At 40.7% G+C, this 24,960-nt stretch carries 24 protein-coding genes; 9 read left to right on the plus strand and 15 right to left on the minus strand.

Going from position 1 to position 24,960, the window contains the following annotated elements; genetic code table 11:
* Nucleotides 1-69: 69 nt before the first annotated feature.
* The 3 genes from AB4484_RS07270 to AB4484_RS07280 all read right to left on the minus strand — a co-directional run bounded on the left by AB4484_RS07270 (nt 70) and on the right by AB4484_RS07280 (nt 2,460).
* The gene (locus AB4484_RS07270) at nt 70-936 is read right to left on the minus strand and encodes a hypothetical protein (protein WP_372077273.1); all 867 of its coding nucleotides are present in this window, start codon (nt 934-936) and stop codon (nt 70-72) included.
* A gap of 751 nt (nt 937-1,687) precedes the next feature.
* The gene (locus AB4484_RS07275; protein WP_372077275.1) at nt 1,688-1,939 is read right to left on the minus strand and encodes a helix-turn-helix domain-containing protein; all 252 of its coding nucleotides are present in this window, start codon (nt 1,937-1,939) and stop codon (nt 1,688-1,690) included.
* A 59-nt stretch (nt 1,940-1,998) separates the two neighbouring features.
* Nucleotides 1,999-2,460, minus strand: a complete 462-nt coding sequence (locus tag AB4484_RS07280) for a regulatory protein RecX (RefSeq protein WP_372077277.1) — start codon at nt 2,458-2,460, stop codon at nt 1,999-2,001.
* A 299-nt stretch (nt 2,461-2,759) separates the two neighbouring features.
* Between AB4484_RS07280 and AB4484_RS07285 the strand changes: the two genes are divergently transcribed.
* From AB4484_RS07285 to AB4484_RS07295, 3 genes are read left to right on the plus strand one after another with little or no spacing between them, the layout of a single operon-like run.
* Entirely contained in the window at nt 2,760-2,930 is a 171-nt protein-coding gene (locus AB4484_RS07285) for a hypothetical protein (RefSeq protein ID WP_372077279.1), read from the plus strand.
* Nucleotides 2,931-2,938: 8 nt separating this feature from the next.
* Nucleotides 2,939-3,853: a hypothetical protein gene (locus AB4484_RS07290; protein ID WP_372077281.1), complete on the plus strand. Its 915-nt coding sequence runs from the start codon at nt 2,939-2,941 to the stop codon at nt 3,851-3,853.
* A 48-nt stretch (nt 3,854-3,901) separates the two neighbouring features.
* Nucleotides 3,902-5,992 carry a hypothetical protein gene (locus AB4484_RS07295; protein WP_372077283.1) on the plus strand — a complete coding sequence of 697 codons (2,091 nt, stop codon included), beginning with the start codon at nt 3,902-3,904 and terminating at the stop codon, nt 5,990-5,992.
* Here AB4484_RS07295 and AB4484_RS07300 read toward each other — a convergent pair.
* A complete protein-coding gene (locus tag AB4484_RS07300) occupies nt 5,975-6,232 on the minus strand; it encodes a hypothetical protein (protein WP_372077285.1) in 258 nt (85 codons plus the stop codon). The genes AB4484_RS07295 and AB4484_RS07300 overlap by 18 nt on opposite strands.
* A gap of 156 nt (nt 6,233-6,388) precedes the next feature.
* Nucleotides 6,389-7,402: a hypothetical protein gene (locus AB4484_RS07305; protein WP_372077287.1), complete on the minus strand. Its 1,014-nt coding sequence runs from the start codon at nt 7,400-7,402 to the stop codon at nt 6,389-6,391.
* Nucleotides 7,403-7,511: 109 nt separating this feature from the next.
* On the opposite strand from AB4484_RS07305, the gene AB4484_RS07310 reads away from it, so the two are divergent.
* Together AB4484_RS07310 and AB4484_RS07315 are read left to right on the plus strand one after the other, a co-directional pair.
* A complete protein-coding gene (locus AB4484_RS07310; protein ID WP_372077288.1) occupies nt 7,512-7,877 on the plus strand; it encodes a hypothetical protein in 366 nt (121 codons plus the stop codon).
* Nucleotides 7,874-8,587 carry a hypothetical protein gene (locus AB4484_RS07315; protein ID WP_372077290.1) on the plus strand — a complete coding sequence of 238 codons (714 nt, stop codon included), beginning with the start codon at nt 7,874-7,876 and terminating at the stop codon, nt 8,585-8,587. The genes AB4484_RS07310 and AB4484_RS07315 overlap by 4 nt, the downstream gene beginning before the upstream one ends.
* Nucleotides 8,588-8,589: 2 nt before the next feature.
* On the opposite strand, the gene AB4484_RS07320 is transcribed toward AB4484_RS07315, so the two are convergent.
* The 3 genes from AB4484_RS07320 to AB4484_RS07330 form a co-directional block, all read right to left on the minus strand.
* The gene (locus tag AB4484_RS07320) at nt 8,590-9,282 is read right to left on the minus strand and encodes a DUF6933 domain-containing protein (RefSeq protein ID WP_372077292.1); all 693 of its coding nucleotides are present in this window, start codon (nt 9,280-9,282) and stop codon (nt 8,590-8,592) included.
* A 109-nt stretch (nt 9,283-9,391) separates the two neighbouring features.
* Nucleotides 9,392-9,853: a hypothetical protein gene (locus AB4484_RS07325; protein WP_372077293.1), complete on the minus strand. Its 462-nt coding sequence runs from the start codon at nt 9,851-9,853 to the stop codon at nt 9,392-9,394.
* On the minus strand, nt 9,850-10,989 hold the full coding sequence (locus tag AB4484_RS07330; RefSeq protein ID WP_372077295.1) for a hypothetical protein: 1,140 nt from the start codon (nt 10,987-10,989) through the stop codon (nt 9,850-9,852). Before AB4484_RS07330 ends, AB4484_RS07325 begins: the two co-directional genes overlap by 4 nt.
* 193 nt (nt 10,990-11,182) lie before the next feature.
* Between AB4484_RS07330 and AB4484_RS07335 the strand changes: the two genes are divergently transcribed.
* Nucleotides 11,183-12,595 (plus strand): zincin-like metallopeptidase domain-containing protein, encoded by a 1,413-nt coding sequence (locus tag AB4484_RS07335; protein ID WP_372077297.1) that lies wholly within the window; start codon nt 11,183-11,185, stop codon nt 12,593-12,595.
* 59 nt (nt 12,596-12,654) lie between these two features.
* On the opposite strand, the gene AB4484_RS07340 is transcribed toward AB4484_RS07335, so the two are convergent.
* The 4 genes from AB4484_RS07340 to AB4484_RS07355 form a co-directional block, all read right to left on the minus strand.
* Nucleotides 12,655-13,008, minus strand: coding sequence for a hypothetical protein (locus AB4484_RS07340; RefSeq protein WP_372077299.1), 354 nt, complete (start codon nt 13,006-13,008; stop codon nt 12,655-12,657).
* A 157-nt stretch (nt 13,009-13,165) separates the two neighbouring features.
* Complete coding sequence (locus AB4484_RS07345) at nt 13,166-13,879, minus strand: site-specific DNA-methyltransferase (RefSeq protein ID WP_372077301.1); 714 nt, start codon at nt 13,877-13,879, stop codon at nt 13,166-13,168.
* A 25-nt stretch (nt 13,880-13,904) separates the two neighbouring features.
* The gene (locus AB4484_RS07350) at nt 13,905-14,810 is read right to left on the minus strand and encodes a hypothetical protein (protein WP_372077303.1); all 906 of its coding nucleotides are present in this window, start codon (nt 14,808-14,810) and stop codon (nt 13,905-13,907) included.
* Nucleotides 14,811-14,918: 108 nt separating this feature from the next.
* A complete protein-coding gene (locus tag AB4484_RS07355; RefSeq protein WP_133150065.1) occupies nt 14,919-15,110 on the minus strand; it encodes a hypothetical protein in 192 nt (63 codons plus the stop codon).
* 777 nt (nt 15,111-15,887) lie between these two features.
* Between AB4484_RS07355 and AB4484_RS07360 the strand changes: the two genes are divergently transcribed.
* From AB4484_RS07360 to AB4484_RS07370, 3 genes are all read left to right on the plus strand, one after another.
* A complete protein-coding gene (locus tag AB4484_RS07360; RefSeq protein ID WP_372077305.1) occupies nt 15,888-17,120 on the plus strand; it encodes an integrase domain-containing protein in 1,233 nt (410 codons plus the stop codon).
* A 303-nt stretch (nt 17,121-17,423) separates the two neighbouring features.
* Nucleotides 17,424-17,693: a helix-turn-helix transcriptional regulator gene (locus AB4484_RS07365; RefSeq protein WP_372077307.1), complete on the plus strand. Its 270-nt coding sequence runs from the start codon at nt 17,424-17,426 to the stop codon at nt 17,691-17,693.
* Between the two features lie 114 nt (nt 17,694-17,807).
* A complete protein-coding gene (locus AB4484_RS07370; protein WP_372077308.1) occupies nt 17,808-20,180 on the plus strand; it encodes a hypothetical protein in 2,373 nt (790 codons plus the stop codon).
* A gap of 120 nt (nt 20,181-20,300) precedes the next feature.
* On the opposite strand, the gene AB4484_RS07375 is transcribed toward AB4484_RS07370, so the two are convergent.
* Genes AB4484_RS07375 through AB4484_RS07385 form a run of 3 tightly spaced genes read right to left on the minus strand, consistent with a single transcriptional unit; the run spans nt 20,301 to nt 24,951 of the window.
* Nucleotides 20,301-21,077 (minus strand): M48 family metallopeptidase, encoded by a 777-nt coding sequence (locus AB4484_RS07375; protein ID WP_372077310.1) that lies wholly within the window; start codon nt 21,075-21,077, stop codon nt 20,301-20,303.
* Nucleotides 21,077-24,349: a type I restriction endonuclease subunit R gene (locus AB4484_RS07380; protein WP_372077312.1), complete on the minus strand. Its 3,273-nt coding sequence runs from the start codon at nt 24,347-24,349 to the stop codon at nt 21,077-21,079. The genes AB4484_RS07375 and AB4484_RS07380 overlap by 1 nt, the downstream gene beginning before the upstream one ends.
* Nucleotides 24,349-24,951, minus strand: a complete 603-nt coding sequence (locus AB4484_RS07385; protein WP_372077314.1) for a TIGR02646 family protein — start codon at nt 24,949-24,951, stop codon at nt 24,349-24,351. Before AB4484_RS07385 ends, AB4484_RS07380 begins: the two co-directional genes overlap by 1 nt.
* Nucleotides 24,952-24,960 lie beyond the last annotated feature (9 nt).

Raw genomic sequence — 24,960 nt, forward strand, 5'->3', positions numbered from 1 at the left:
CCCCTTTACGGACAAAGAGTGAATGTGAGTTCTGTTGTTCAAATCGTGTTTTACAGAACACGAGAACAATCACCAAAAAACGTCTGACTCAGGGCTTTCTTGGGCAAATTGATCATAAGCGTAGTAAAGCGAAATTATATCCTCGTTGCAGTCTTCAATGACCGCTTGTGACATAGATTCAGGCAGAGTCGGAACTGGGCTTTCTGGTTTTGCTTTAGGCTTAAAGTGACACACATATTTGTCAAAGCGATCCGCTTTTTTAGGTTTCGTTCTTCGTAATGTTTCTGCCGCTTTCTCAGCGCAAAAATGAAAACAGTCATACTGATAACCCAGCGGCTCTGCTGCACGCTTCAAAGTGCGCACCGCATTTTTTCGCTGCGTTGCCGTGCCACAAGGAAAACCCAACAGTTGAAACAAAAAATCTCGGTCTAATGCTGTGTGCTCTTTGTAATACTGTTTAAACCATTTCAGCACCATTAGAGTCACTGAACGCTCAGATTTCATAGACTCTAAATCAATGTAATAGGACTGATCCTTCTTCTTTTTCTTATCACTCATTGAGTCTTCTTTGATAGCCCTGATCGAATCAAAAAAACTCACGTCTACTGAGAAATGCACTTGTGTATGACTCACCGATTTAATATGCACCAAAGGGTGATTAACCTTCCTTAACTCGGAGCGAATCACTGTGTGATTAGTCTGAAAGAAGCGACCTAGCTCTTGTATAGAAACTGAAGAGTGCTCAACCACGTTGGTGTGATTAAAATAATTCTGCAATTGGTTCACGTGCAGAAGATAAAACGCCAGTTTCAGGCATTTAATGGATTGGTCAGGCGGTAAGAGTTGTTGCTGAATTGGGTTGAGATAGGTGTGAATCAACCTTCGATCAACGATTAAGATTTTCTTTTCAGATCCTCCTGTGTTTATTGTGCTCATAATGTGGCTCTCCATATTTAATTTTTGGTGAAAAGTCACAAGATAAAGAGCGTTTATTTAGATTTTTGCCTTTAAAAATAGCGATTTACTGTCAATCTTCAATCGTGTTGAACTGCCTCTTATTTGTGCTTTTCTCCTAATGTGATGCCATATCTAAAATAAAAATCAAGAGCAGAAGTGAAAATAATCACAACAAAATATTTTAATGCTGGATCAAGAGGCAAAGTCTCAAATGAGTGTTTGGAGCACTGTCACCAGGGACTGTTAAACTGTCCGCTATAACAACGCTAATTTGTGGTGAAGTGTCTACACCTTAATAATGTAACTCATTTAAATCCTCTATCGAGTATTTAAAAATAGGTTTTTTAAGCTATAAGAAAACTGACCGAGTCAGGTTTTCCCGTTGTGCTTGAAAAGAAAGGTAAGGTTTGACGGTCAAATCGTCTTTCGAAGGTGAGTCTTGCAGCACCAACCCGTTTTACTCTCTTTGACTCGCTGCGCTCGGAGGCTGAGAAAAGAAAAACACAATCAATGCCTCTAAGTTGAGCCAGAGATTAAGACTCGCAGAGTCGATGACTTTTGCTTTGTCAAAAGTGGAATAAAAACGCCACTGCTACTGAATCGGTTAAAGCACCGCTACGCAATGACCGTTTTTAAGCGATTTTAAGCCATAACGAAAATTGAGTAGCTCATAGCACCTCAACCGAAACTTCCAGCCTAAACCGTGGCATTTTGTGAGTATGAAGAGCGGTTAGCGATAGCGCACTTCGTCAAACTGAGCAAGATAGTTGCGTAATGTTCCACGATTAATGCCCAATTGACGAGCCGCTTTTACCTGATTACCTCGTGTATGAACAATCATTTCTTCTAACAGCACATCTCTTACCATTGGCACAACCCACGAAATATCAGGTGTAGCGTGTCTCTCTGCTCTTGTTGGTTCAAGCATCAGCTTTAAAGTGGCAATAAGGTTTTGCTTATCAATGATCGTTACTTCAGACATGGTATTTCTTACTGAGATAAAAAGGCGGTAATTATGAAAAACTAAACCGAGTTTGTCTATCAATCACTCAGAGTTTCCATAATGCAGGACATAGCGTGTCCTCGATATTGCAAATATCGAATCATTTTACCTTTCTCATTCATATCCTTTGGCTTCGCTTCGCCAAACTTTTTCTGTTTTGCTTCAAGACAAAGCTCAAACCAGTCTACGTCTAAATCTTCCAACGCCTGTTCGATAAGTAACGAGTCTAACCCTTTCTTTCTAAGCTCTTGCTTGATTCTGGCACTGCCATGACGTTTTAAAAGCTGCTTCTCAATTTCACGCTCAATTAACCGCTCGTCATTCACATAATGGTGAGAGAGTAACTTCTCCATAACTTGCGCAACCGTGCCACTTTCAGCCAAGCAACTAAGCTGATAGCGTAAATCCCCCGACGAATAATCACGCTTTGCCAGTAGCTCAACCGCCTGATCATACAACTCTTGAACACCCATATAACCTTCACCTCCATTACGACTCAATCGACTCAGCCTGTTTAACTGTCCACACCAACAAGTGACATTTTATCACACACTACACCCAGATCATTTCGGGCGTAAGTCATTCTTCCAAAGTAAAGAAAAAATCTATCAGTACCATTATCAAAAACCATTGCAAGACAAGGGTTGTTACGCCCGTCACTGCGTGAGCGTATCGTAGCCAACCCAACCAACATTATTTTTAAAATGGTTGACTCCTTACCAGTCGTTTAAGATTGAATGCACTTGCTAAAGCTTCATTGTGTGGTATGAAAATAGATATCAGAGAAAAAAGGAGAATTATGAAACTGTTTCACAACCACGATCTTAAATACACCACGACCACACCAAAACTTAACACTCAGCTTCGTCAATATCACAGCAAGCTGCCACTGTTTAACCGAGTCTTACCGACACTTGATACACCTCGAACGATTCACCGCTCGCAGATAGCCCATAAACGCTGTTTCTGAGGTGAGATATGTTCTTCCACTACACGACGAATCAAGATTTTGAAATCTATCTCGCTCAACTGACTGAGCGTTGTGGCTATCAATACAAGACACAATTGATCAATGCCATATTTCAAAATGACGTGCTGACTTTACACGTTAAAAATAGGGAAAAGACCGTTCCGCAATCCACGTTGTTTCGCCCTAACGCACAACAACTTTTACGCTTAAATGACACCCTTCATTCAGGTTGGTCAAGATCGGTAAACTCTGGTTTTAATCCAAAGGATTTTGATAATGCTGAGGCTCTCGCTCAAGCCGCTCAATCGCTCACGGTCAATGACCGAGCTTTTTTACCGACCTACCTCCATTTACTCAACGACGCATTAATCAAATCAGACTTTGAACAAGTGAGTCACACACCCCAACCACTGGATAAAAACTCTGCTTTCATAAAAGATCATTTTTCTGAAATTGATAAGGCACTGGCTTCAAAAAGTAGAAGAACAAAACGTCGAATCACGATTTACAATAAACAGGCGTTTCACCGCTCAATGTCGCAGTTTCTACCCTTCGCTCTTACCAATGCTCAAAAAGAAGCCGTATCAATAATCAACATAGCGCATTTTCAAATCGACACGCTATCGCTCAAAGCAAAAGAAAAGCACACGCTGATCCAAGGGTTAAACCAGTTAAAAAGCACTTTTTCAAATCAAACGTCAATGACGCAATTAGAAAAGCTCGCCTCATTAGTGAAATCAGCGAGATTTGCCGTTATCAACAATGAATCTAATTCCGCTCCCACTACAACTCACCAAGTTATGAGCGAACTGAATCGAGCCATTAAGCACTGTCATATCTCACACTATAGAGAAGAGATCATTAAGTTAATGCAGCAAGTAAAGTTTACCGCTCTTACACTGCAAAAATCGCTAACACATTGACAAGAAAACGTTTAATGCTATGACATCAGTAAACAAGGATGTTAACTGATGATCGTAAAAATGAAGAAAGTCGCTTTTAGCTGCGACAACAGAAGAAGAGGCAAAAACACAGGCTCACTGAGCAACCATATTCTTTATCTTATCACTGATAAAAAGACCAAGTGTTACAGCCTAAAACGCTCGGACTTATCTTTTTCAATTGATCCGTCTCAGCCTAACTTGGGACTGTTACTGAGTCATAAGGGCATGACACTGAATCGAGCGGATTTATCAACGCTAGTCAATGACTACTGCCTGAGTCAACACCGCTATATTATTCAACACTACGTCAAACGTAGCCGTAAAGCCAATCAACTCGACGAGTATCAAGAATGTTTAGACACAAAAAATCTCTTTAATTATCAAGGTTCACTGAGCTTTACCCAAGACGAATATCAACGCTTACTACAAGCGTCAAACAACAACACTGAGCGAGTCAAACAAGCCATAGAAGATATAACTCGTCACTTCTTAGCGAACTACTATAACCAGATCAAAAAAGAGCAAAAAATCAAAGGCAGCAAGACCAAACCAGAAGCGATTGAACTTGTTACAAACTTTCATATTGAAGATGAAACCAACCCACACATTCATTTCTATAGCCACGCATACGACCCTGTAACAAAGCGATACATGAACCCACGCTTTTTCTCTGAAACAAAGCGTATTGCGCATAAACAAATTGAAAAGCAGTTCCCATTATTAGAACAAAATGTAGCCAGTGGAAAAGCACAACAGGCAGGGGTTAACCACAGGAAAAAATATCTGTCTCAACTCTTAAAAAGATCTGAAAACTGGCGACAAGTCAGAGCGGATTTTCGAGCGTTAGAGCAGCGTATTTATGCCACATTAGAGAGTAATGAGCCTCTCGCTACCAAGATCAACACACTTCAACAAATGGGGATTTTACTGTCTGTCCTATCCAACGACCATGTTGAAATAAAACAGGAAGGATTGAGTCTTGCACTGAATATCGACACCTTTGTTAATCGAGCTTTAAAACGTTCGTTACGTCAATTTGCCAAGCAGTGGCATTTTGAAAAGCAGCACCAACGCCACAGCACACCAACCATTCAGAAAATGGAAACGGTGCTGCTAAACAACCTTAAAGCCGTGAAATCAGCGTTAGAAAGAGAGTTACGTCAATTACCACCAAGCCAGCATAATCAAGCTCAAAAAGACGCTTTCCGTGTGTTTTATCAACGTTGTCTCAACACAGGTATTGTTATCAACCTCAACAAACAAAAGCACCTATCATTTCACAAACTCGCAAACACAAAGCAGTCCACTATCAGAGCGACAAAATACAACGCTTCACTGTTTAGCTCTAAGGCGTTATCTGGTAAAGCGTTAGCCGATACTTTCAGCCTCGAAGCCGCTGATATATTAGCGCATCAGACGGAGTTAATGAGCTTGATGCCAAAACACGTTAACTACCGTAAGCAGGTGACCGTCAGTCTTAGTGAGCCATTTAATGATATCTATCAAGAACACTTCTCTATTGAACGTCATAGACGGTTGTTTGAGCACTTCGGCATAGAAGTTCGAGAAGAAGGTAACCACACCACACTATTTAATGAGAAAGGCTGTGCACTGGTTGATATTGAGCGCATAGACGACAATCATTCCATTATCAGCATCAGTATGCTTAACCCACAGGCTTCTGCGAAACTTCTGAACGCTATGCTACTTGAAGAAGCGAAGTCACTTGCCAGCGATGAAATCCTTGTGATAAGCCCTGTCAATAAGAGGGCAAACGTTGGAGCACTGAGACATTTACACGTTGAGCTTATCTTCTCAGGCGACAAATACAGTGAAAAAGTGCAAGTCTCTTACCCTGGTATGGAACAAGACGAAACGCTGCAAGCAATGATAGACAAAAGGTTAGAATCCGAGCTAAAACGCTTTGAAAAGAACTATCAAAAATACAGTAAGAAGACGCCTGATAAGTTCAGATTCACCAACGCAACAGGATTACATTTGCTTGATTCTTCTCGCCTCAACGAAGCGCAGCGTCAACGAATTGCTAACCAAATTGACAATCAAAAATCGGCGATTAGGAAACGAGTTAACCACACCACTTTACTCAGGAGTCAGTAACGGCACTCCCCAGCCTTCCAGCAAATTGGCAACCGTCACATCGGAAATATATTTAGCATCAATACACTCACCTTCTTGATCACACAATGCTAAGAAAAAGGGTGTTTGCCCTTTATCTCTTTTGATTAACAACCATTGCGCCACAGACTCCATATGTCCTTTTCCACTCAGAGAAGCAAGCTCAACACCCGACCCATTGCGTGTTTTATAAAAAACTTTTAATAAATGATTCCCTTTCATAGCAAGCTTTTACTCTAATTTTATTTAATTTTAGCTTAGCTGATACAACAGAAAGAAAAAGCTATCTCTAATCACATTTTTTTACAAAACGCAGTATTAATAAAAAAGTGTACTGAACCCAAATAAACCACTACCAAACCACTAATCTATCGTTATTTATGCCTTACCTCGTGACCTTGGCTTAGAATATTGCTTTATTGAATACATTGACTTATCAAGACATTCTGTATGATAAATGTCCAGATAGTCACTAAGCTTGAATGCCAGTAGCTCAACCCACGCTTGATAGAGCCTGACTGCTGATTTGAAATCTTGTGCCAGCATACTTTGCTCCCAGCCAATGCAATCTAACGCAGTGTTCAACGCATCAATAGAAGCTTGTTTGTTTTTGTCTAAGCGCAAATCGTCAAGCGCATTGAAACTTGGAATAACGTTGATAGCAGAGATCACCGCTTTACAAAACACATTCAAATCCACATTAAACTGCGACTGTTGATACAGTCTCGTGATTTCTGGCATATCTCGCAGGGGCTTAATTATCGTTTCTAATTGACGCTTCGCTCCTTGTTCCATAGCCAGACGAACCTCAACAGGCAGAATATGATTAATCCAATAATGGGTATCGCAGTGTTTATTAATCACATACATAAGCGCATAGAGCGTTTGAGTTTCAATCTTACTAATCTCGCCTTGATCATCGTTGCAGAAAAGTAGCTCCCCCTCCTCAGAAATCAGCGTCAGCGTTTGCCCTTCAAAACGCAATAAATCCGCTGTAAACGCCCTTCTCCAATCTATGTGAAGATAGTCACGACAGCCTTTTAAAAACTCACTGGTGACAGTGAACGTGCAGCGACTTGGCATTGGTGACGAAGAATTGAAATGGAATAAGGCGAAGTGATTCTGTTTTATCTGCTGATATAGACGGTCAATGTCTACCTTTGAATAGTGCACGACAAAAGGTAAATCATATCGTTGAGAAAGTTGCGTAAGCTTATGAGTAACAAGGGCTAACCTCTGTTTTACACCCGTTGCTGATTGTGCGTTTTTGAGTTTGTCGGGAAATTGAGTGATCACCAATTCGTAATTATTTCTCTCTTCGACCCTCAAACCTTCAAAATCTTTATGTTGGTTTAATTGCTCTATCTCACTAAAAAATCGCTGCCTACTCATGCCGTTCCTCCTGTCTTAGCTCCATACCATCGACTTACCACAGCCCTGAAATATTGCAAATTAACTTAGTCGTGGTAAGAGATATAGAGAGCCAATTGAAGGAGGAGTAATGAATGACACACTAAATCAGATAGAGGATGAATTACACAACGGTGACGTATCAGGCGTCATTAATTTCATTATCAATGACAGCGACTTTAAGAGCCTGTTTGAACAAGCATTAAAGAAGCAGCGAATACCCAAAGAGAGTTTCAATCGCCAGTTTTTCCGCTCAAAGCCACAACTGCCAATTATCAGGCATTCTGATTACCGACGCCTATTACTCAGTTGTGATTCGGTTTCCGACGCTGATTCACTATTTTTGATACAGTTTTTTAAACCGCTATTGCACCAGTATCAGGCCCAGCAAGCCATTGCCTATGAAAAAGAAGTCAGCGAAATCATTCAAGAGATATTGAAGCGAGGTGACAAGTGAAGCCGCTGCTAAATCAACTGAACAACTACACGTCCATTCTCGACATAGAACACGTATACGCCATTACAGGTAAAGATTATTCAGCGTTTCTCAAACAATACCGACACGTGGTTTATTTAACTGGACTGACTCAATATTGGCAGCTCCAATTGAAAAAACGTCGCACAGCCAGTAACCGAAAGCACTTTCGAGACGCACGAAAGGCGCAAGCGAATGAATATAAAAGGCTCACATCACAGATTTATCAAGATACTCACATTGATATCAATCGCAGTTACAGCCATGACGAGGTGTTTGATTTAATGGTGGAGCAACACTCTCGCTTTCATATCGTTTTAAGCGTCTATGCCAAACCATTGCTTGCAGCAATTCAATACGCTAAAGCCAATACGGTGTTATGGCAACGCTTCAAACAAGAATTGCGCCTTGTCGGGATAGATTATCGCTCTGTAACAAGCCTTCTCAAAGTCATTTACTACCAGAACGAGACGGATTATGACTATTGCTTAGACGCAATCTATAATCAGTTTCAATCCTTTTACCAGCACGAGACTGACCGTGATTTTGAAACATTAGTCTTGGAAGCAATGAGCTTTGATTTGATTTTCACCAACACAACTCCGTGCTTTAAAAGAGACAATCTACGCATTACGTTTCCTGAATTGTTTATCATCAAAGCCTGTTTATCACAGGCAATTAACTCTGGGTAACGTTATCGGTAATTCGACATTTCAATCACATTATTGTTCGCAGTTTCACGACTACTTTGAAAGTGATCGAACCAAAATTGGTAAAAATTATCTTTTGCGTAGAAGTAAGATTTATCTCCCTTCTTTTTTCTTGGGATACTGCCAGCGGTAACGCTAAAACGTAAAAAATCCATCCGATTGGAGAGCATACCAACTTCGCTGCATAAACCTTCAAAATGCCAAGCTACTTCATTTAAATGAGCCTGAACACTTCGATCATTTCTCTTATGAAAAGCTACCGACTGAATGTATCGGTCATACGTATCAATAAACTCTGATGCAACTTCCTGAGAAGATTGGTTTACATCGATAAAATAGCGAAAATTAGCTTTAAGCTGCTCTTCAAACTGATTCAAGAAGTGGATCTCGTCGCCTTTTTTCCCTGCGGCAAAAGCCAAGCAATAACGAGTATCAAAGTCCATAACAAGAAAATACTTTTTACGCTTTATTGAAACGCAATGAACCACCCACTGCCATTGAAAACCTTCTGTTCGCTTTAAGTCATCATCATAACTAAAACTCACACGAGAAAGATCTTTTTCTATCGACTCTGTAATTGTTTTATCTGGTGCTGGTGTTAGGCAAGTGAGTTTTTCACCACTTCGAGTCACGGTAAAAAAATCAGCAGCAGCTTTGGTGCAATTAAAGACAATCATAAGCACATAATTCGGTTATAGGTTTTAAACATACTAACGCTCTTTCAGGCTGATTCAAGTGATTAAGCAAGTCCTCAGGGTGAACCTACCGAGAAAGATTAACCCCAAATTAAGGTTTTCGTTTTAAGCGTGGTTTGCGGCTTTTAGGTTGTGTCGAGACAGGAAGTAAAAACGCTTGCTGCACGACGCTCTCACACGCCACATAAAGCTTCGTCAGAGCAAGATCACTCAATAATCTGTGTAACAGCGTTTCTGCGTCCTGCTCTCGATACTCTGACCAATATGAGAGCGGTTTGTCTTGAAGCACAAACTGACAATGTAGATAGGTATCGAACACCACATTCATCGCCTCAGCTAAACACGATTGATCCACGGCTTTATTGTGCAGTAAAAGGTCGCTTTCCACTTGTTTTAACACTTGCTCAAACATACTGTTCACGAAAGGTTGATTAGCGGATAGAAACGCTTGAATGAAAGCCTCTTCCCTCTGTCTTTGAGTATCTACACGCTCCATATCTGCCCCAAAAACAGGACTAAAATAACTCAGTGTCAGCAACTCTAATACTGTCATGGTTTCATCCTTGGATAGATCTGATTCGGCTGTGCTGCCAGTTTGTTTTGCTTGATATGAGCAATCTCTTCTCTAATTTTATCCAATTCATTTTGGTATTCTCGGTCAAGATCAAAGACACAAGACGGCTCTTCTTTAAGTGGTGGCTTTTCTGGGGTGTAGACTGCGTCAATCACACGTTGGTCGATCTTCTTCGAGAAAGTCACCGCATTCACATCGAACAACTGATCACGTTCAATCACCGCTACTGCCTTTTTCAAGTTTGACACCCCTTGGACAGTATAAGGAAAAGCACTGATATGCTTACTTTGACAAGCCAGTAAAGCATTGAGAAGTTCGTCACTGCTTGGGATTTTATCGAGCACGATATGATCAATACTGCCGATCAATTCTGGCATAGCGAAAGGTCGAGACTTTCCTTCTTGATAGTAATGTGAGGGAGATACGGGCTGCGCTAATTGCTTAATCTTTTTATCCAGCTCAACAAGCTGCGTTTGTCGTTGCCTGTAAGCTTGAAGTTGCTTTGAAATATGGACAGGTGTTTCTTCACCTTTGCAAGCTAAATCAGCAACAGCAGACAAGCTCAATACCCCGTCATTCCATTCCGCTGGATAGAAAGAAGAGAAATCACAGGTTGGTAATGGTCTATCGTTGAATTGAGCCAGAAAAGGGTCGCTGTTATTAAACGGGTCAAGCAAAGAAATATCAATATCAGTTCCAATAACGACATTGTTGTTGAGTAAGCTGAGGTTTAAGTCATTTTTCCTGTCTGGATTGAGCTTCATCGCCTGTGCGTCCGTGTTGAAAATCCAATCACTCAATCCCAAATCGTATTGAGCGAGATACAAACCGATTTGCTCGGCATTCTGATACTCAATCAACGCTGCTTTAAATAGATTGAACTGCTCAATACTGGCTAAAAGATTGCGACCTAACACGTGCGTCTTATCAAGAATAAGCTCTGGACGTATCACGTCTTGCTCATAGAAAAACCTAAACAAATCTTGAATATAAGCTTTATCATCCTCTGCGTTTTTACGGGCTGAAAATGCCAAAAATTGCTCGAATAATTCGGGTTTCGCTTCCAGTAAAGCGATGCTTTTTTGAATCATTTTTTCAGTATACTGCTCTCTCATTGCTTTTCTTCCTGTTTCTCTATTCGTGATACCACAAAACGAGCCCTTAACAAGCTCAGAGCAATTTTTTAAGCGAACAAAGACTCAAAATCCCTTTACCTACTGAAATAAATAAAAGCACTTATTTTCAATAAGTTGAATAAAAATAAATCAATGATATGACATCGATATACCCACTAAAAGGAGTGTATCAATGACAAAGAAAAGACTGAGTGCAACTGGCAGCACTACCGCAAAAAAGAGCCAGCAAGACCAAATACTTGACCGTTTATTCGACTATTTTTCAAAGCCGAAAGGGGAAAAACCAACCTCAGATAATGACGTAGACGTGTCATTCTATCGCTCTACGCTTAACGCCTTACCTATCAGTTTTTTTGGAAACCAATACAGCGGTATAAACATTATTATGCTCTTAGCTGACCAACAAAAAATGGCAACCAAAATCCCTTTATACGCCACGTTTAAACAAGCCCAAGAGCTGCTTGAAAAACACAAAGACCAGCTACCAACGCAATCCGAGGACTTTGAACCAAATAAGCCGCTAAAAGGCATTAAACTTGAAAGCGTCGTCGTTAAATATCTGGAAAACTACAAGAAAGATGGTGAGAGGATAAGCAAAGCGCAATTCGAAAAGCTCACTAAGGGTATGAGCTTTAAAGAAATGCGAGACAACGGCTTTGAGTTAAGACGTGGTTTAAAGGGATATAGAGTTTTCGCCCTAGAGAAAATCAAACACCTATTGCCGCAATCCTATATTGACGAGCAGCCTTATTTTGCCAAACAAGATGCTCTCGCCAAGCAGACAATGGTTGAGTCAGAAAAAGACCAAGCGTTTGTCAATCAGGCAAAAATGATTATCGAAGCAATGGGAGTGCCTGTCATTGAAAAAGACGAAGACAGAGCCTATTACAGCGTTAAAGAAGACCATATCGTCATACCACCAAGAGAGAAGTTTAAAAGTGACAAAGCACGTTTTGCTCTGATTCTTCATGAGATCAGCCACAGCACGGGTCATCCATCAAGGTTGGGCAAACAGTCGGGCAAACAGTTGGGCAGAAAGTTAGGCAATCCATTTGGCTCTCAAGCGTATGCAAAAGAAGAGCTTATTGCAGAGACAGCAACACTTTTTATGTGTCTTGATCAAGGCTTAGAAACGTTCCATTCTCACGCTGAATATCTGGAAAGCTGGACGCAGCAATTTGCTGATCAAAAGAAAGCTTTGCTATCAGTGTGCAAGCAAGCCAAACAAGCACAAAGTTACATTTCTGACCGTGTTGAGCAGCACAAATTAAAGCTACAACAAGAAACTCACTATCTCGATTTTTCACAGCAGAGCCAAACGGCTTTACAGAAAGTAATTTGTGATGAAGCCAGTTTTGATCCGACTCTCAACCTCTTAGTGAATCAGTCGATTATCGGGGTCAGATATTTAAGCAACGGCATAGAATTAGTGACCGATTCAGACCAAAGAGTGGAAGTGAGTAATGAGTTGAGCAAAAGCCTTTCGAGAGAAATTGAACGACTGATAACGTCAGAAAAATCAGCGTGTCAAGAAGAGCGAAAAAAGCACATTGGCGTGGGTCGTAGGGCTGGACTGAGCGTATGACCGTCCAAGAACGGCAAAAGCCCATAAATGGGCTTTGCTGCAATCCGTTGAAATGTCGTTTAGAGTATTCCCCTCTCTCGTAAAATGACGTCGATAAACCAACCTAAATCATACGTCGTCTCGGCTTCATTCCGCAGCTCGTCTTCAATCATATAAAGGTTTTGAAGCGATAATTCGTCGTGCCAGTCCAAGCTCTCAACCACCAATAATCTGGCGTAATTCGGCAATAGGTGAAAGATTTCTAACGGGTATGTCACACCAAAATCACGAACGACTTGTTCAGCGGTTTCTTCATTCACCTTTCCCGATTGTTCGACCTTATTGAGCCATTGGTTGTGGAGCGTATTTAACGACCACAGCTCAATTTTCTGAATACATTCTCTATATACCGTTTTATCACTTTGCGTAATCATAACTGCACGAGGACTTTCATAACTAAGAATCTGTTTAGCGAAACACACATTGCAGGTGACGACGGCGGATACTCTTCCATACCCAGTTTTAAAATCAGTCAAATCGCAATCGTTAGAATGGCAATGCCAGCAATTAGACTTAACATTTGACTTATACTCAATTCGTCCCATTTTTGTTCTCCTTTGTATTGATTCGATTAATGGCTATATCAAAGTATTTTTTATTGCTTTCAACACCGATAAAATCACGGTTTAACTTCTTACAAGCGACTGCTGTGGTGCCACTACCCAGAAAACAATCGAGCACAGTATCACCTTCTTTACTGCTGTTTCTGATCAATCGCTCAACCAATGGCAAGGGCTTCACAGTAGGGTGTCCCCAACGGTGTTTTTCGCCTGTATTCATTGCGTCCTGATATAATGTCGAAGCGTCTTCATAACAAGCTGGTTTACAGTAGCCCCCCTTTCTAACATAAAGAACGTATTCCGTATCAGAGTTATATTTATTACTAAATGTAGGCGCAGCGTTAGTTTTATGATATTTAATCAAATCAAAGCTACACTTTTTACCATTTACAAAATAACTCATAAGCATTGGTAACTGGGCTTTATTACAAAATAGATACATATTGATTTTTTTATTAACCCTTACCAACTCGTTTAATATTCTCATATCAAAACCATTAGTTAGATTGTTCTCTTCAAGCTTATCAAATATATTTTGAAGAGAGTTATTGAGTTTACTCCCTCCACCTGTTTTTGTGTTCTCCAGCAAATAAGGTGGATCAATCACAATCAAATCCACACTGTTATCGGGTAAGTTTTTCAAAATATCACGACAATCCGCATTAAATATCTGTATATTACTCATAATTACTTCCTCTTGTTTAATATTATTAATTCAACATTGAATTGATAGAATTGCTTTTATTTACTTCTCTGACAAACACCCAGCGACTGCCCTTCTTGCAGTTTTGATAGTCACCTTTGTAATATCTGTCTGCCTTTAAGTTCCTAAAATAAGGAACTCTATACTTTATCTTTTTACCCCCTCTTATTTTTTCGTGTTTCTTATTAGTCGGTTTCACTCTCAATGGTTTGTATTGACTCAGTTTTTTATCTTTTGGTGCGATAATGCAAGACTTGGGAAAACCCTTCACTAATTTTTTCCCTTCCGTTGCAGAGTGATAAGCAAATAGCTTTAAAACAAACTTAAAAAGCTCATAACCTGGTTCACTTTTATTGTTCAACTGGGTAAGATCTTCGGTGTCGAGCTTAATACTTCTTATATCTCCGCACTTCATAGTTGTATAAACATTAATATGTGTCCTATTTAAACACTCTTCACTATAATCATTACTATCTACCTCCCAGATCTTTAATAACTCTCTTACGGTCATAATACTCACCAAACAATTTTTAACCTCCATTCCAGATAAGTAGCAGCCACTAGGAAAGCATATAGAGAATGTTTTGTATGGAAAATCAAAATCGACATTATTAAAGTTATCAAACTTTGAACCTTTCAAACTTTGAAATAATTCCTTATTTTCGATAAAAACAACTTGTCTTCCTTTTGACTCCCAATAAGCTTCTTCAAGCATAAAATAAACATACTCATGAGGTTTATCATGACCTAAATCAATTTCACCTTGTTCATGTAAAATACAATACTTTTTATGTATGTTAATAAAATCCCTGAATGAATAATTATTTTTACCATATAGTTTTTTTAACTCCCTAGTTATAAAGTAATTGTTTCTTGCTGTTTCAAACTTAGTTTTATAAAGGTTATATGACATATTTTCTTCTCCAATTAGTCAATTTTTGGTTGTAACAATCCCCACCCCATACAGGCGTTATTTTTTAAAATGTGTATTAAATAAAAATATTAAAAAATTAACTTTGTATTATGGCGGAGACCAAAAATAAAAAGGGAAGATAAATGAAATGCTAATCGTCAGACGTGATCGAGCCTTACCAGTAAAGGTAATAGCGATATGAACGTGATCGATAAAGTGAGTGACAATACGAGTAGTATTGTGTTTTGAATGAGCTTGGCAAAGCAAGCATTGAGCAATGTGGGTTAATGGTTTTTTCATTGGTTTTCTCCTCTTTTACAACCAGTGTTAAAGCAGAGAAAACCGTGTTCAAAAATATCAAGACAGATCTGTATCGGTAAGACAGATTTAATCTCAAAGCAAAACACTGAGGCAAACCCAATGTCTTTACAATTTTTTGAACTTTATTCATTGCACACAATGGCAATGAAAAGAAGTCGTCTTTGCTTATTTTGGTGTAAAAGTGGAGAACAATTCACTACCACTTAAACATAGTGTGTTTGGAAGAATGTCTCTTCTCAAACTGTGGACGCTATACTAGCAATAAACATATCCTTAGTCAAGAACTTTTTTGATCTTTTTGTTGACTTTAAGATAGAACCATGAGTCAAACTTGACTGTTTTTGTTTTTGGGAGTTGAACTGGCGTCCGAAAACGGTCTTCATTCAATCGAAACACCTGAAAATAAACAAGCGAAATGCGTGTTCATAGGTGAGCCACACAAAACTTGAAAAGTGAGCCACACGGGTGTTACACTCTCCACCAAGCTCAAAATTAAAACATTTAAAATCAAAAACTTATTTACAAAAACAAACAGAAACGCCCACCTGTGAGACACACGCCAGCTCCACCAAACACGTGTATCGGGACGTCTCAGGACGTCCCGTTTTTGGTTTTAAACCCTTGAAAAGTCTTAATTGATCAGTATCAAGGCGTCTCACTGAATTTCATCTAATCTCTTCCATGAAGTAACATTCAATGTAACACGACTCTTAGAACATCACTTTCAGTGTTACATTAAGCAAGGAAGAAATAAAAATGGCGAGAATAGTCAAACCTTTATCACCCACACAAGTGAGTAAAGCAAAACCTAAAGATAAAGAATACAGTCTTGGCGATGGTAATGGTTTACTTTTGCGTATCAAACCAAACGGTACAAAGTCTTGGATATTTAACTACATGCACCCTGTTACCAAGAAACGAAAAAATATCGGTCTTGGTATCTATCCCGATATTACGCTAGCGTCAGCACGGGTGAAAACCAGAGAATTCCGCCAGCTTGTCGCTGAAAAAATCGACCCACAGACTCATCGAAACAATGAAGCGACTGCCGAACAATTAGCAGTTGAAACAACGTTAAAACATGTCGCTAAAGAATGGTTCGAAGTTAAAAAACACTCCATTACTCTCGGTTATGCAAAAGATATCTGGCGCTCACTAGAGCTCCACATTTTTCCAAATCTAGGGCAGCTACCGATTCGCGATCTTCTTGCTCCTACTGTTATTAAGCAACTACGGCCACTAGAACAGAAAGGCTCATTAGAAACAGTTAAACGAGTCTGTCAGCGCTTGAATGATATCATGGTTTTCGCAGTGAACTGTGGTGTTATACATTCAAACCCGTTGCAAGGAATTAAAGACGCATTCAAGAAGCCTAAAGTTGAGCATATGAAAACGCTCGCCCCTGATGAGCTTCCAGTACTAATGAATTCAATGTCAAATGCGAACATCAAGCTAATGACGCGATGTGCTTTTGAGTTTCAGCTTCATACTTTGACTAGACCATCAGAGAGCGCTCAAGCTCAATGGCATGAAATAGACTTCGACAATAGACTCTGGATCATCCCTGAGCAAAAGATGAAAAGCCGCAGAGTTCATAAAATCCCACTTTCAGATGCTACCATACAACTTCTTCGGTTCATGGAGCCGATTTCCAAGGGAAAAAGATATGTATTTGCCAGCGATACTAGTAAAAGCGGGCATATTAACACCCAGAGCGTTAACACAGCTCTGAAGCGAGCGGGATTGACGGGGAAACTAGTCAGTCATGGTATGCGCTCGATTGGTAGTACAGCTTTAAACGAACAGGGCTTTAATCGAGATGCTATCGAACTGTCTTTGGCACATGTTGATAAAAATACGATCCGAGATATCTACAACAACGCCCAATATCTGGATGAGAGAAGAGAAATCATGCAATGGTGGAGCAATTTCATCCATGACGCAGCCAAAAGTGCTAATACTATCGCAAAGCCTATATTGGATAACTAAACACCACCACGTGACACAAATCACAATAGCCATGTAATTTTCATGGCTTTTCTTTACAGACTTAAGATATTCGATCTAGTCTCTCTGCGTCGTTCAGAGACTCACTCTGTATCAACCGACTGACTTGAAAGGAGAAAGTGAAACTAAATTAAACTTGAAGTTTGCTACTTTATCGATAGCAACTTATTACCTACTTTTTTATCGCTCATTTAATAGCATTTCGCTGAGCACTAGTACTCATAGTTTTAAAAACCTAAATTTCAACAACCGCTTGATTAATAAGCATAAAAACACAGGTTTTCTATGAGCAATAACTTCAAGATCGAACGTAAGCATGACGTTCTAGCACGTGTTCCATTCTCCAAAGCAACTCTTCACCGCAAGATCAATGATGGTACTTTCCCACCTTCGATCCCCCTGGGTGCGAACTCCGTTGGCTTTCTCTCTCACGAAATCGACTCCATAATCGCTGCAATGGCTCTTGGTAAAGACCTGAGAGATCTTGTTTCTGAACTAGTCGAAAGACGTCAATCGTTATTTGAAGAGACTTATTATACAGCGCTAGCTGCATAACTCGCTTTCTTAGCATGCATCGCATGCTGCTAAAAAGTGGGATTTCTCTTATGTATATATAAATAACAAAAGATCCCACTTCTTACCCATCAATGAACATAAGAAGTTTGAGACATGACAACTATCGCAACAAGCTTGGCATCTGAGCACCTACTCTTAAATACTGCAAACACCAACAAGATTACGCTGCTATCGAACAGAGATATAAAACTCTCATCGGTTGACTCTAGGTTGATCGCCTTATCAAATCATAGTGAACTGGACAAAGTCGTAAACTATTACCACGACTCCGTTGGCACTGTTACCCATGTGGTTATTGACTCGCAAAAACACTTGAACACCGCTATCTATGTTTTGCAGAAGAACTTTTTCACTACTCGGCTGCCCGTTTTAGACATCAAATCAAAAGTAACTTTATGCCCAAAACGAAGAAGTACCGAGTATTTATTAGCACTGTACAATCTGGCTCCACGCCAAGAATACCTTCAAATGATAGCTAAAAACTTAAGCCATCAGTTTCCCCTAATGTCATTAGACCCAAAAGAAATCATAGGTAAGCTGATTGCGAGCGATCACCCCATTTTCGACGAGTTACTCATACAGTTGAAACGAGAAATATCGGAGCGTAAAAAGACAGTTTATGATCACTCACTCATATCCGAGTCTTTCAGTTGCCAGCGCTTCAAAACGTTAAACTCAATTGATCTTAAACATGAACTAAATAAGTGCTCAACACTAGCAATAAAAGCCGCTACTGGCACAGGAAAGACAAAACGTTTGTTTGGCCCGCTTGCACAACATGCAAGCGAAAAAGAGCGAGTTGTGTACGTGTCTCACTTGATAGCCTTGGTTGAACAGTTTTGCCGTGACAACCAAGCTACGTCTTACTCTTCAAGTAATCTCTATGAAATTGAAAGCTGTGAAGCTTTTGGTGTTGTTATAAACAGCATCTATAAAGATATGTTTTTGGATAAACTAGCTAACTGCCACACGCTGATCATCGACGAATTTGAAAAAGTGTTAAAATCAGTTGTTTACTCTGATGACAACCAGCAGATGAAGCGTAACAAGGTATTTGATTCCTTATGTTACGCAATAGAAAAAGCGCCCAATGTCATCGTCGGAGACGCCGACCTATCTAATATTAGTCTGGACTTTATTCAAGGGCTAAGAGGGAAGCTAAAAGTGCTACATTGCACCGAAAACCCTTACACGAACATTCATGCTATCGTGAAAGACAAAGCCACCTACCTGACGAGTGAGATAAGTCAAAGACTTTGGTCAGATAAGGCTTTTCTGTTTGATTCAGTCAACACCCTCAAACGTACAGCAAAAGCGTTAGGTTTTGTAAATGACAAGAACCTATATTGTGAGGCGTCAGCTCTAAAGCAAGATGTCTTAATCCTTCACGGCGACAATAAGGGACTAGAGGAGCAGAAGGAGCTTCTTTCAAACCCAAACATTCATATTCATAAATACCGTGCTATTCTCGTCTCGCCCTGTTTAGCTTCTGGTTTTTCAATAACTTCTCACTTCACTAATAGAGTGACGGTCATAGCCGACAAAACACTATGTCCACGCGAACTGATCAACTTTGCTAGACGATTTCGTAGCGCTCGTGAGATCGTATTTGCAGTCAACAGCACTAAAGAAGTTGTAACACAAGATACTCCTCTGGCGCTTAAAGGACACAAACAAGAATGGTTTAACTGGATGAGGAAATTTAAATCTCGTGTTGGGCAACTAAACTCAGCGCTGGATGCAAGCCTCTTCTTCACACTAGAGCATCTTGGATTCAAAACGACGATAGAAAGTCATAAAGCTTCAGATTTGCTTAGTGTCATGCGCCAGATCCGCCAGGATTCTCGTGCATATTTCAAAAGCTTAGTTAAAGCAATTCTTGAAGCAGAGGACATACAACTGAGTGCGCTCTCGACAGCTCTTAGAAGCAACGCCATCATTAGCGAACTCGAACCCGCTATCATTCGCTCGACCATAAGGCAATACTATCGTCTTGAAACATTGACTGAAGAAGATGTTCACTTTCACTTCCAGTTTGATAGAAGTATCTTCTCGCTACTACCTTTGGTACGAGATGATGAGGAACTCAAGCTAGATGATGAAATCAATCAATTAGATGTCGATATTGCTCAGTTTCTTCATTCAGTTCTGCTTTTAGATGACCTGTTCGATGAAGCAAAATCTAAGGTGTTTTTAAATCAGGATGATATGGTCTCAATTTCCGAGAAAGTACTATCAAAACGAGAGGCCTTAGCGCTTGTCTTTAACAACGATAAACTCAAAAGAAAAAAAGTTGACTCGCAGAAGAAAGCAACTCAGTTCATAAGAAAAATATTATGGTCATTAGGCTTCAAACTCGGCAATTTTAGTCCAACGACGAGGCGAGCCAGAGTGTCACTAGATCCGAGAGCGAACCAATATCGTACCTATATCCGTCAGAAGCTAGAACTCCCTCCTACTCCTTAACGATTCTTCAGTCGAATAAGAATTACAAACATATAGAGCAAAATTGTCTGAGGCTCCGTCGCCTTTGCCTCAGACAAAATACAGGCGAACCCCATAGCCTATGAAGACTCAACGCTCTATCTACTCATTTAAATAAAGCTCAGCCATCCCATCCAATCGGCTTTTCACTTCTTTCCAATGAGGCATCACGCTTGTTAGTAAGCGCCAAAACCGTTCACTGTGATTGTGTTCTGCAATATGACAAAGTTCATGCAATATCACGTAATCAATACACTCTTTAGGAGCTTTGATTAGGTGAGGGTTGAGCATCAGATTTCCTTTGGCAGAGCAGCTTCCCCATTGCTTCGCCATGGAAAGAACACGAAAGCTGGGTATTCCCTTTACCCATGCTGCTTGTGGTAGTAGCTCGGATAGGCGCTCGTGAAAAATGCGCTCAGCACGTACCAGATACCAGTTCCGAACCAAAGCCTTTACCATAGCTTTTTTATCATCATTGAACCGTGTCAGGGTAACCAGGAGCTTACCTCGGCTCATTTTTACCGAAGGTAAAGCATCTCCATCTTCAACGACTTTAAGCACATAACGTCTACCAAGGTAAAACTGCATCTCTCCACTAACATAATGTTTCGGCTGCACATACTCCAAATGGCTGCGAAACTCTTTAAGTGCGTCGTAGATCCACTTGGCTCGTTTCATTACTGCTTCATGAATGTCACTACGCTGAGCATCTTCTGGAGCCGTGATAATAACCTCGCAGTTTGGATGAACTTTGATAGTTATTTTGCGTTTCTTGCTTTCTAGATGAGACTTACGAACAACCTCATAGCTAACAGCTTCATCACCATAGATGAAGCTGTATTCCTCTCTGTTATCTTCTTTTGAATTTACCGATGCCATTAATGATGACCTGCAACGCCAAGGCGAGTAATCTGGATAACGTCAGCGATGATGACCTTGGCTGTATCCATGCCGATTGCTTTAAACAAAACAGGCAATAGTTTACGGCGGATTTGGTTCTCGATTTCTTGTGGGTTAATGGAGAACTCTGCAACCGACGCTGTAACTACCTCATCAATTTGCATTGCATAGTTGAAGCGCTCTTCTTCACTGAGGCTGGCTACATCTGATAAGTGCTTTAAGAACAGCCCAAAGTAAGCCTGTACATGTCGCTTAATCTTAGGGTCTAGCTCCGCAAAACGATCAGTTGGCATGCCTTCAACATTTCGCTCTTTAACTTGCTCTTCAAAATCAGCAAACAACAAGTATTGCTTCACTGGAGCATCAAACATCTCTTTAGCTTGTTCAATGGCTTGTTTTAGCAACTTAGAAAAGTATTCCTGAGCATATGGGTCGTCAGCAAGATCCTGATCAATCATCTTAGTGACACGACCAGTGATAGCATCTTTTTTGTTACGAGCTTCATCGTCCGTTAAATCTTCAGGTTTAACGTCTTTACCCATATTACCAACAAGATAAGCCCCCTTAGGCTCTTGAATCTCTACGCCACCGATGTGTTTATCTAGCATGGTACGAATATTTTCGGCGTACTCGTCGTAATCCACTGTCTCTTCCGCATCTTCACGTACTTGCCTTCGTAGCTCAGACATTGATTTCAGCGTTTTTTTGTATAGTTCACGCTTATCATCAAAGCTCTTATCCTCAAAGTATGTGGCTGATTGTAGAGCAACCTTCAAGCAGTTTGAAAATGCGGTAAGCGCGGCATAGAAGTCTTCACGTTTCTTTTGATTGGTATCGATTAGTTGACCATCAATCGTATCAATCTTCGGTGCAAGCACTTGACGCAGCGCTGGGCCATCTTGTTTATTGGGTACTTCTTCAAAAATTGCCCACAGATCATTGTAAAATCCAGGCAGCTTCTTATACTCGGTGTCCATGCGATGGTAGAGACCTTTTAGGTCATCGATATCAAAGCCACCCTTGATACGTTCCTCTAGCTCTTGATAGCTGGCAATAGATGCGTCTAGCTCTTTCAAGATACCGCGATAATCAATGAGGTAACCAAACTGCTTTTTCTGGTGCAGGCGGTTTACACGAGCTATAGCTTGGATCAAGTTATGTTGCTTCAATGGCTTATCGATATAGAGCACGGTGTTTTTCGGCTCATCAAAACCAGTGAGTAACTTATCCACAACAATCATGATGTCAGGGCCATCTTCCTTGCCAAACTCATCGATAATGTGTTGGGTGTAAGCTTTCTCGTCTTGGCTACCTACATTCTCTTTCCACCAATTTTGTACGATATCTTTGCTTTCACCGTCAACTGTGTCATGCCCCTCACGTGTATCTGGAGGCGACATGGCAACGACCGAGGTAACTTTGCCTATTTGGTCGAGAAGCTTCTTATATTGGATGGCAGAGGCTTTAGAGTCACAAGCAAGTTGTCCCTTTAAGCCTTGATTCTTAAAGTTCTGGAAGTGGTCTGAAATATCGTGAGCAATTAACTCTAAGCGACCTTCGGTTTGATAGATCTGGCCTTTTTGTGCAAATTTTTTCTTTAAGTCTGTGCGTTGCTTTTCTGTGAGGGTATCGGTAATGCGGTCGAACCAGGCATCAATGGCTTTGTCATTAGTGCTTAGATCTGGGATACGCTCTTCATACAATAGCGGAGTAACGGTTTTATCTTCTACCGCTTGCTGCATAGTGTAGGAGTGAATGATCTTACCGAACTTGTTTTCAGTCTTATCATCTTGCAACAGTGGTGTGCCAGTAAAGCCTATATACGCGGCTCTAGGCAAGGCTTGTTGCATACGGATATTGTTCTCACCATTTTGGCTACGATGGCCTTCATCAACCAGCACAATAATGTCTGGGCTATCGTTATAGCACTCAGGCAACTCAATCGCAGTACCAAACTTATTAATGATGGAGAAGATAATACGCTCGTTCCCTTTTCCTATTTGTTCAGCAAGGCGGCGACCTGTGGTTGCCATAGCTGACTTTTTGTCTTTGTCAGACAAGGCACCGCCAGAGGCGAAGGTGCGGGCGAGTTGGTCTTCTAGGTCGACACGGTCAGTTACCACGACGACGCGACATTTAGCCAGCTCTTTTAGCCAAATGAGTGCCTTGGATAGAAACACCATGGTGAACGACTTACCAGAACCCGTGGTGTGCCAGATCACTCCACCATTACGTGCACCTTTCTCATCAAATGAGGTGACGCGTTCAATCAATGCTTTAATGCCGAACACTTGTTGATAACGAGCAACGATTTTGCCAGCTTTCTTATCAAACAAGGTGAATAGTTGGGTCATTTCCAATAATCGGTCATGTCGTAACAAAGACACCAACAAACGGTCTTGGTCGGTTACCACAAGGTCACCACCTGCAATAAGCGACAGGTACTCATCGCGAACTTTGGCAGGACGGTGGTTGAAGATAAGATCCAGTTTATCTTGAGGCAGTGCTGTGTTTTTCAAACGTTCAAAGGTAGCTTCGGTGATTTCTTCTTCTTTCCACTTAGCCCAAAACTTTTCAGGTGTTCCGCAGGTAGCGTATAGCCCTTCATGACCATTCACAGAGAGCAGTAGTTGGCTGTAAGCAAACAGATGAGGGATCTCATCTACCTTCTGGTTGCGGATGTTTTGCGAGATGCCTTCGGCAACCGTTGGTTTTCCCTCGGAAGATGAATCAGGGCGTTTTGCTTCTATGACTACCCAAGGCAAGCCATTTACAAAACAAACCACATCAGGGATGCGTTTACCTGTTCCATGAGCGTTGTCGACTTCTAGTTCTTCAGTGAAGTGATATTTATTGTTGCTTGGCGTGCTCCAGTCGATGATGTCGATGGTCGGGTTGGCTTTTTTACCGTCGATAAATTCGGTGACACTGATGCCATATGTGAGGGCGTTATAAAGCTTCTCATTCGCAACCTTTAAGCCTTCATTCATGGCTGGGTTAGCCAGCTCATGAATAATCTTATCGATGGCTGAGTCTGATAACTTGTGCTCTTTGCCCATGAAGGTGTAGGTTTTGTGTTTAAGCACATCACGCAGCACATCAGGCAAGATAACCACGGTTCGGTTGCCTCGCTTCACCAAACACTCGCTCGGTGGAATAAATTGATACCCAAGGTTAGTGAGCAGTGTTAGTGCTGGGATCTTGGCGCTCTGCTCTTCACGGAAATTAGGTACATTGCTTGAGTTGTTCATTATGCTATCCATTGTCTCAATACATTAGCAACCACAGGTGCAAAGGGCTTTAGCTTTCCATTTTCTGGAGTAAGGAGGTCATTTATAACGTCTGCAAGCAGTTCAGGTTCTTCTGCCCAGTCTTCTTCATCTTCTGGTGCAATGGCATGTTCAGTCAATAAAGCGAGAGATAACTGCTTTCTCTTTTCTATGAGGCTCTTGTTGTTTCTCTCGGTATCCCCAAGATTTAAAACTCTTATGGCTTCAATCGCATCAGGGGTTTTACCTGATACACGACCACTGAGTTTAAACACCAAGTCAGTCTCGCATTGAGCCATTAATGGTGTGAGTGGCAAAGGTTGAGATTTATGAGAGTCTCCACATTGCTTTAATGTATTGCAGCTCGCAATGATGTTGCTGAAATCAAGAGTTCTATTCTGATTGAGATCTTGAGCTTCAACATGCTCATTATGACAATCATCTTCATCAGTTAAAGCTTGGCAGCAATGACCGCATAAATAGTACTGCTCTGCAAGCGCTTCTACTCGTATAGCTTGGCGAACAGCACCGTCTTTTAGCTGTCGATATCGTTTATTCGGATTGGCTCGTTTCCAATCTTTCAATTGTTGTGG

Origin of the sequence: Vibrio sp. 10N.261.46.A3, from assembly GCF_041472995.1 — a bacterium.
Lineage (GTDB): Bacteria > Pseudomonadota > Gammaproteobacteria > Enterobacterales > Vibrionaceae > Vibrio > Vibrio coralliirubri.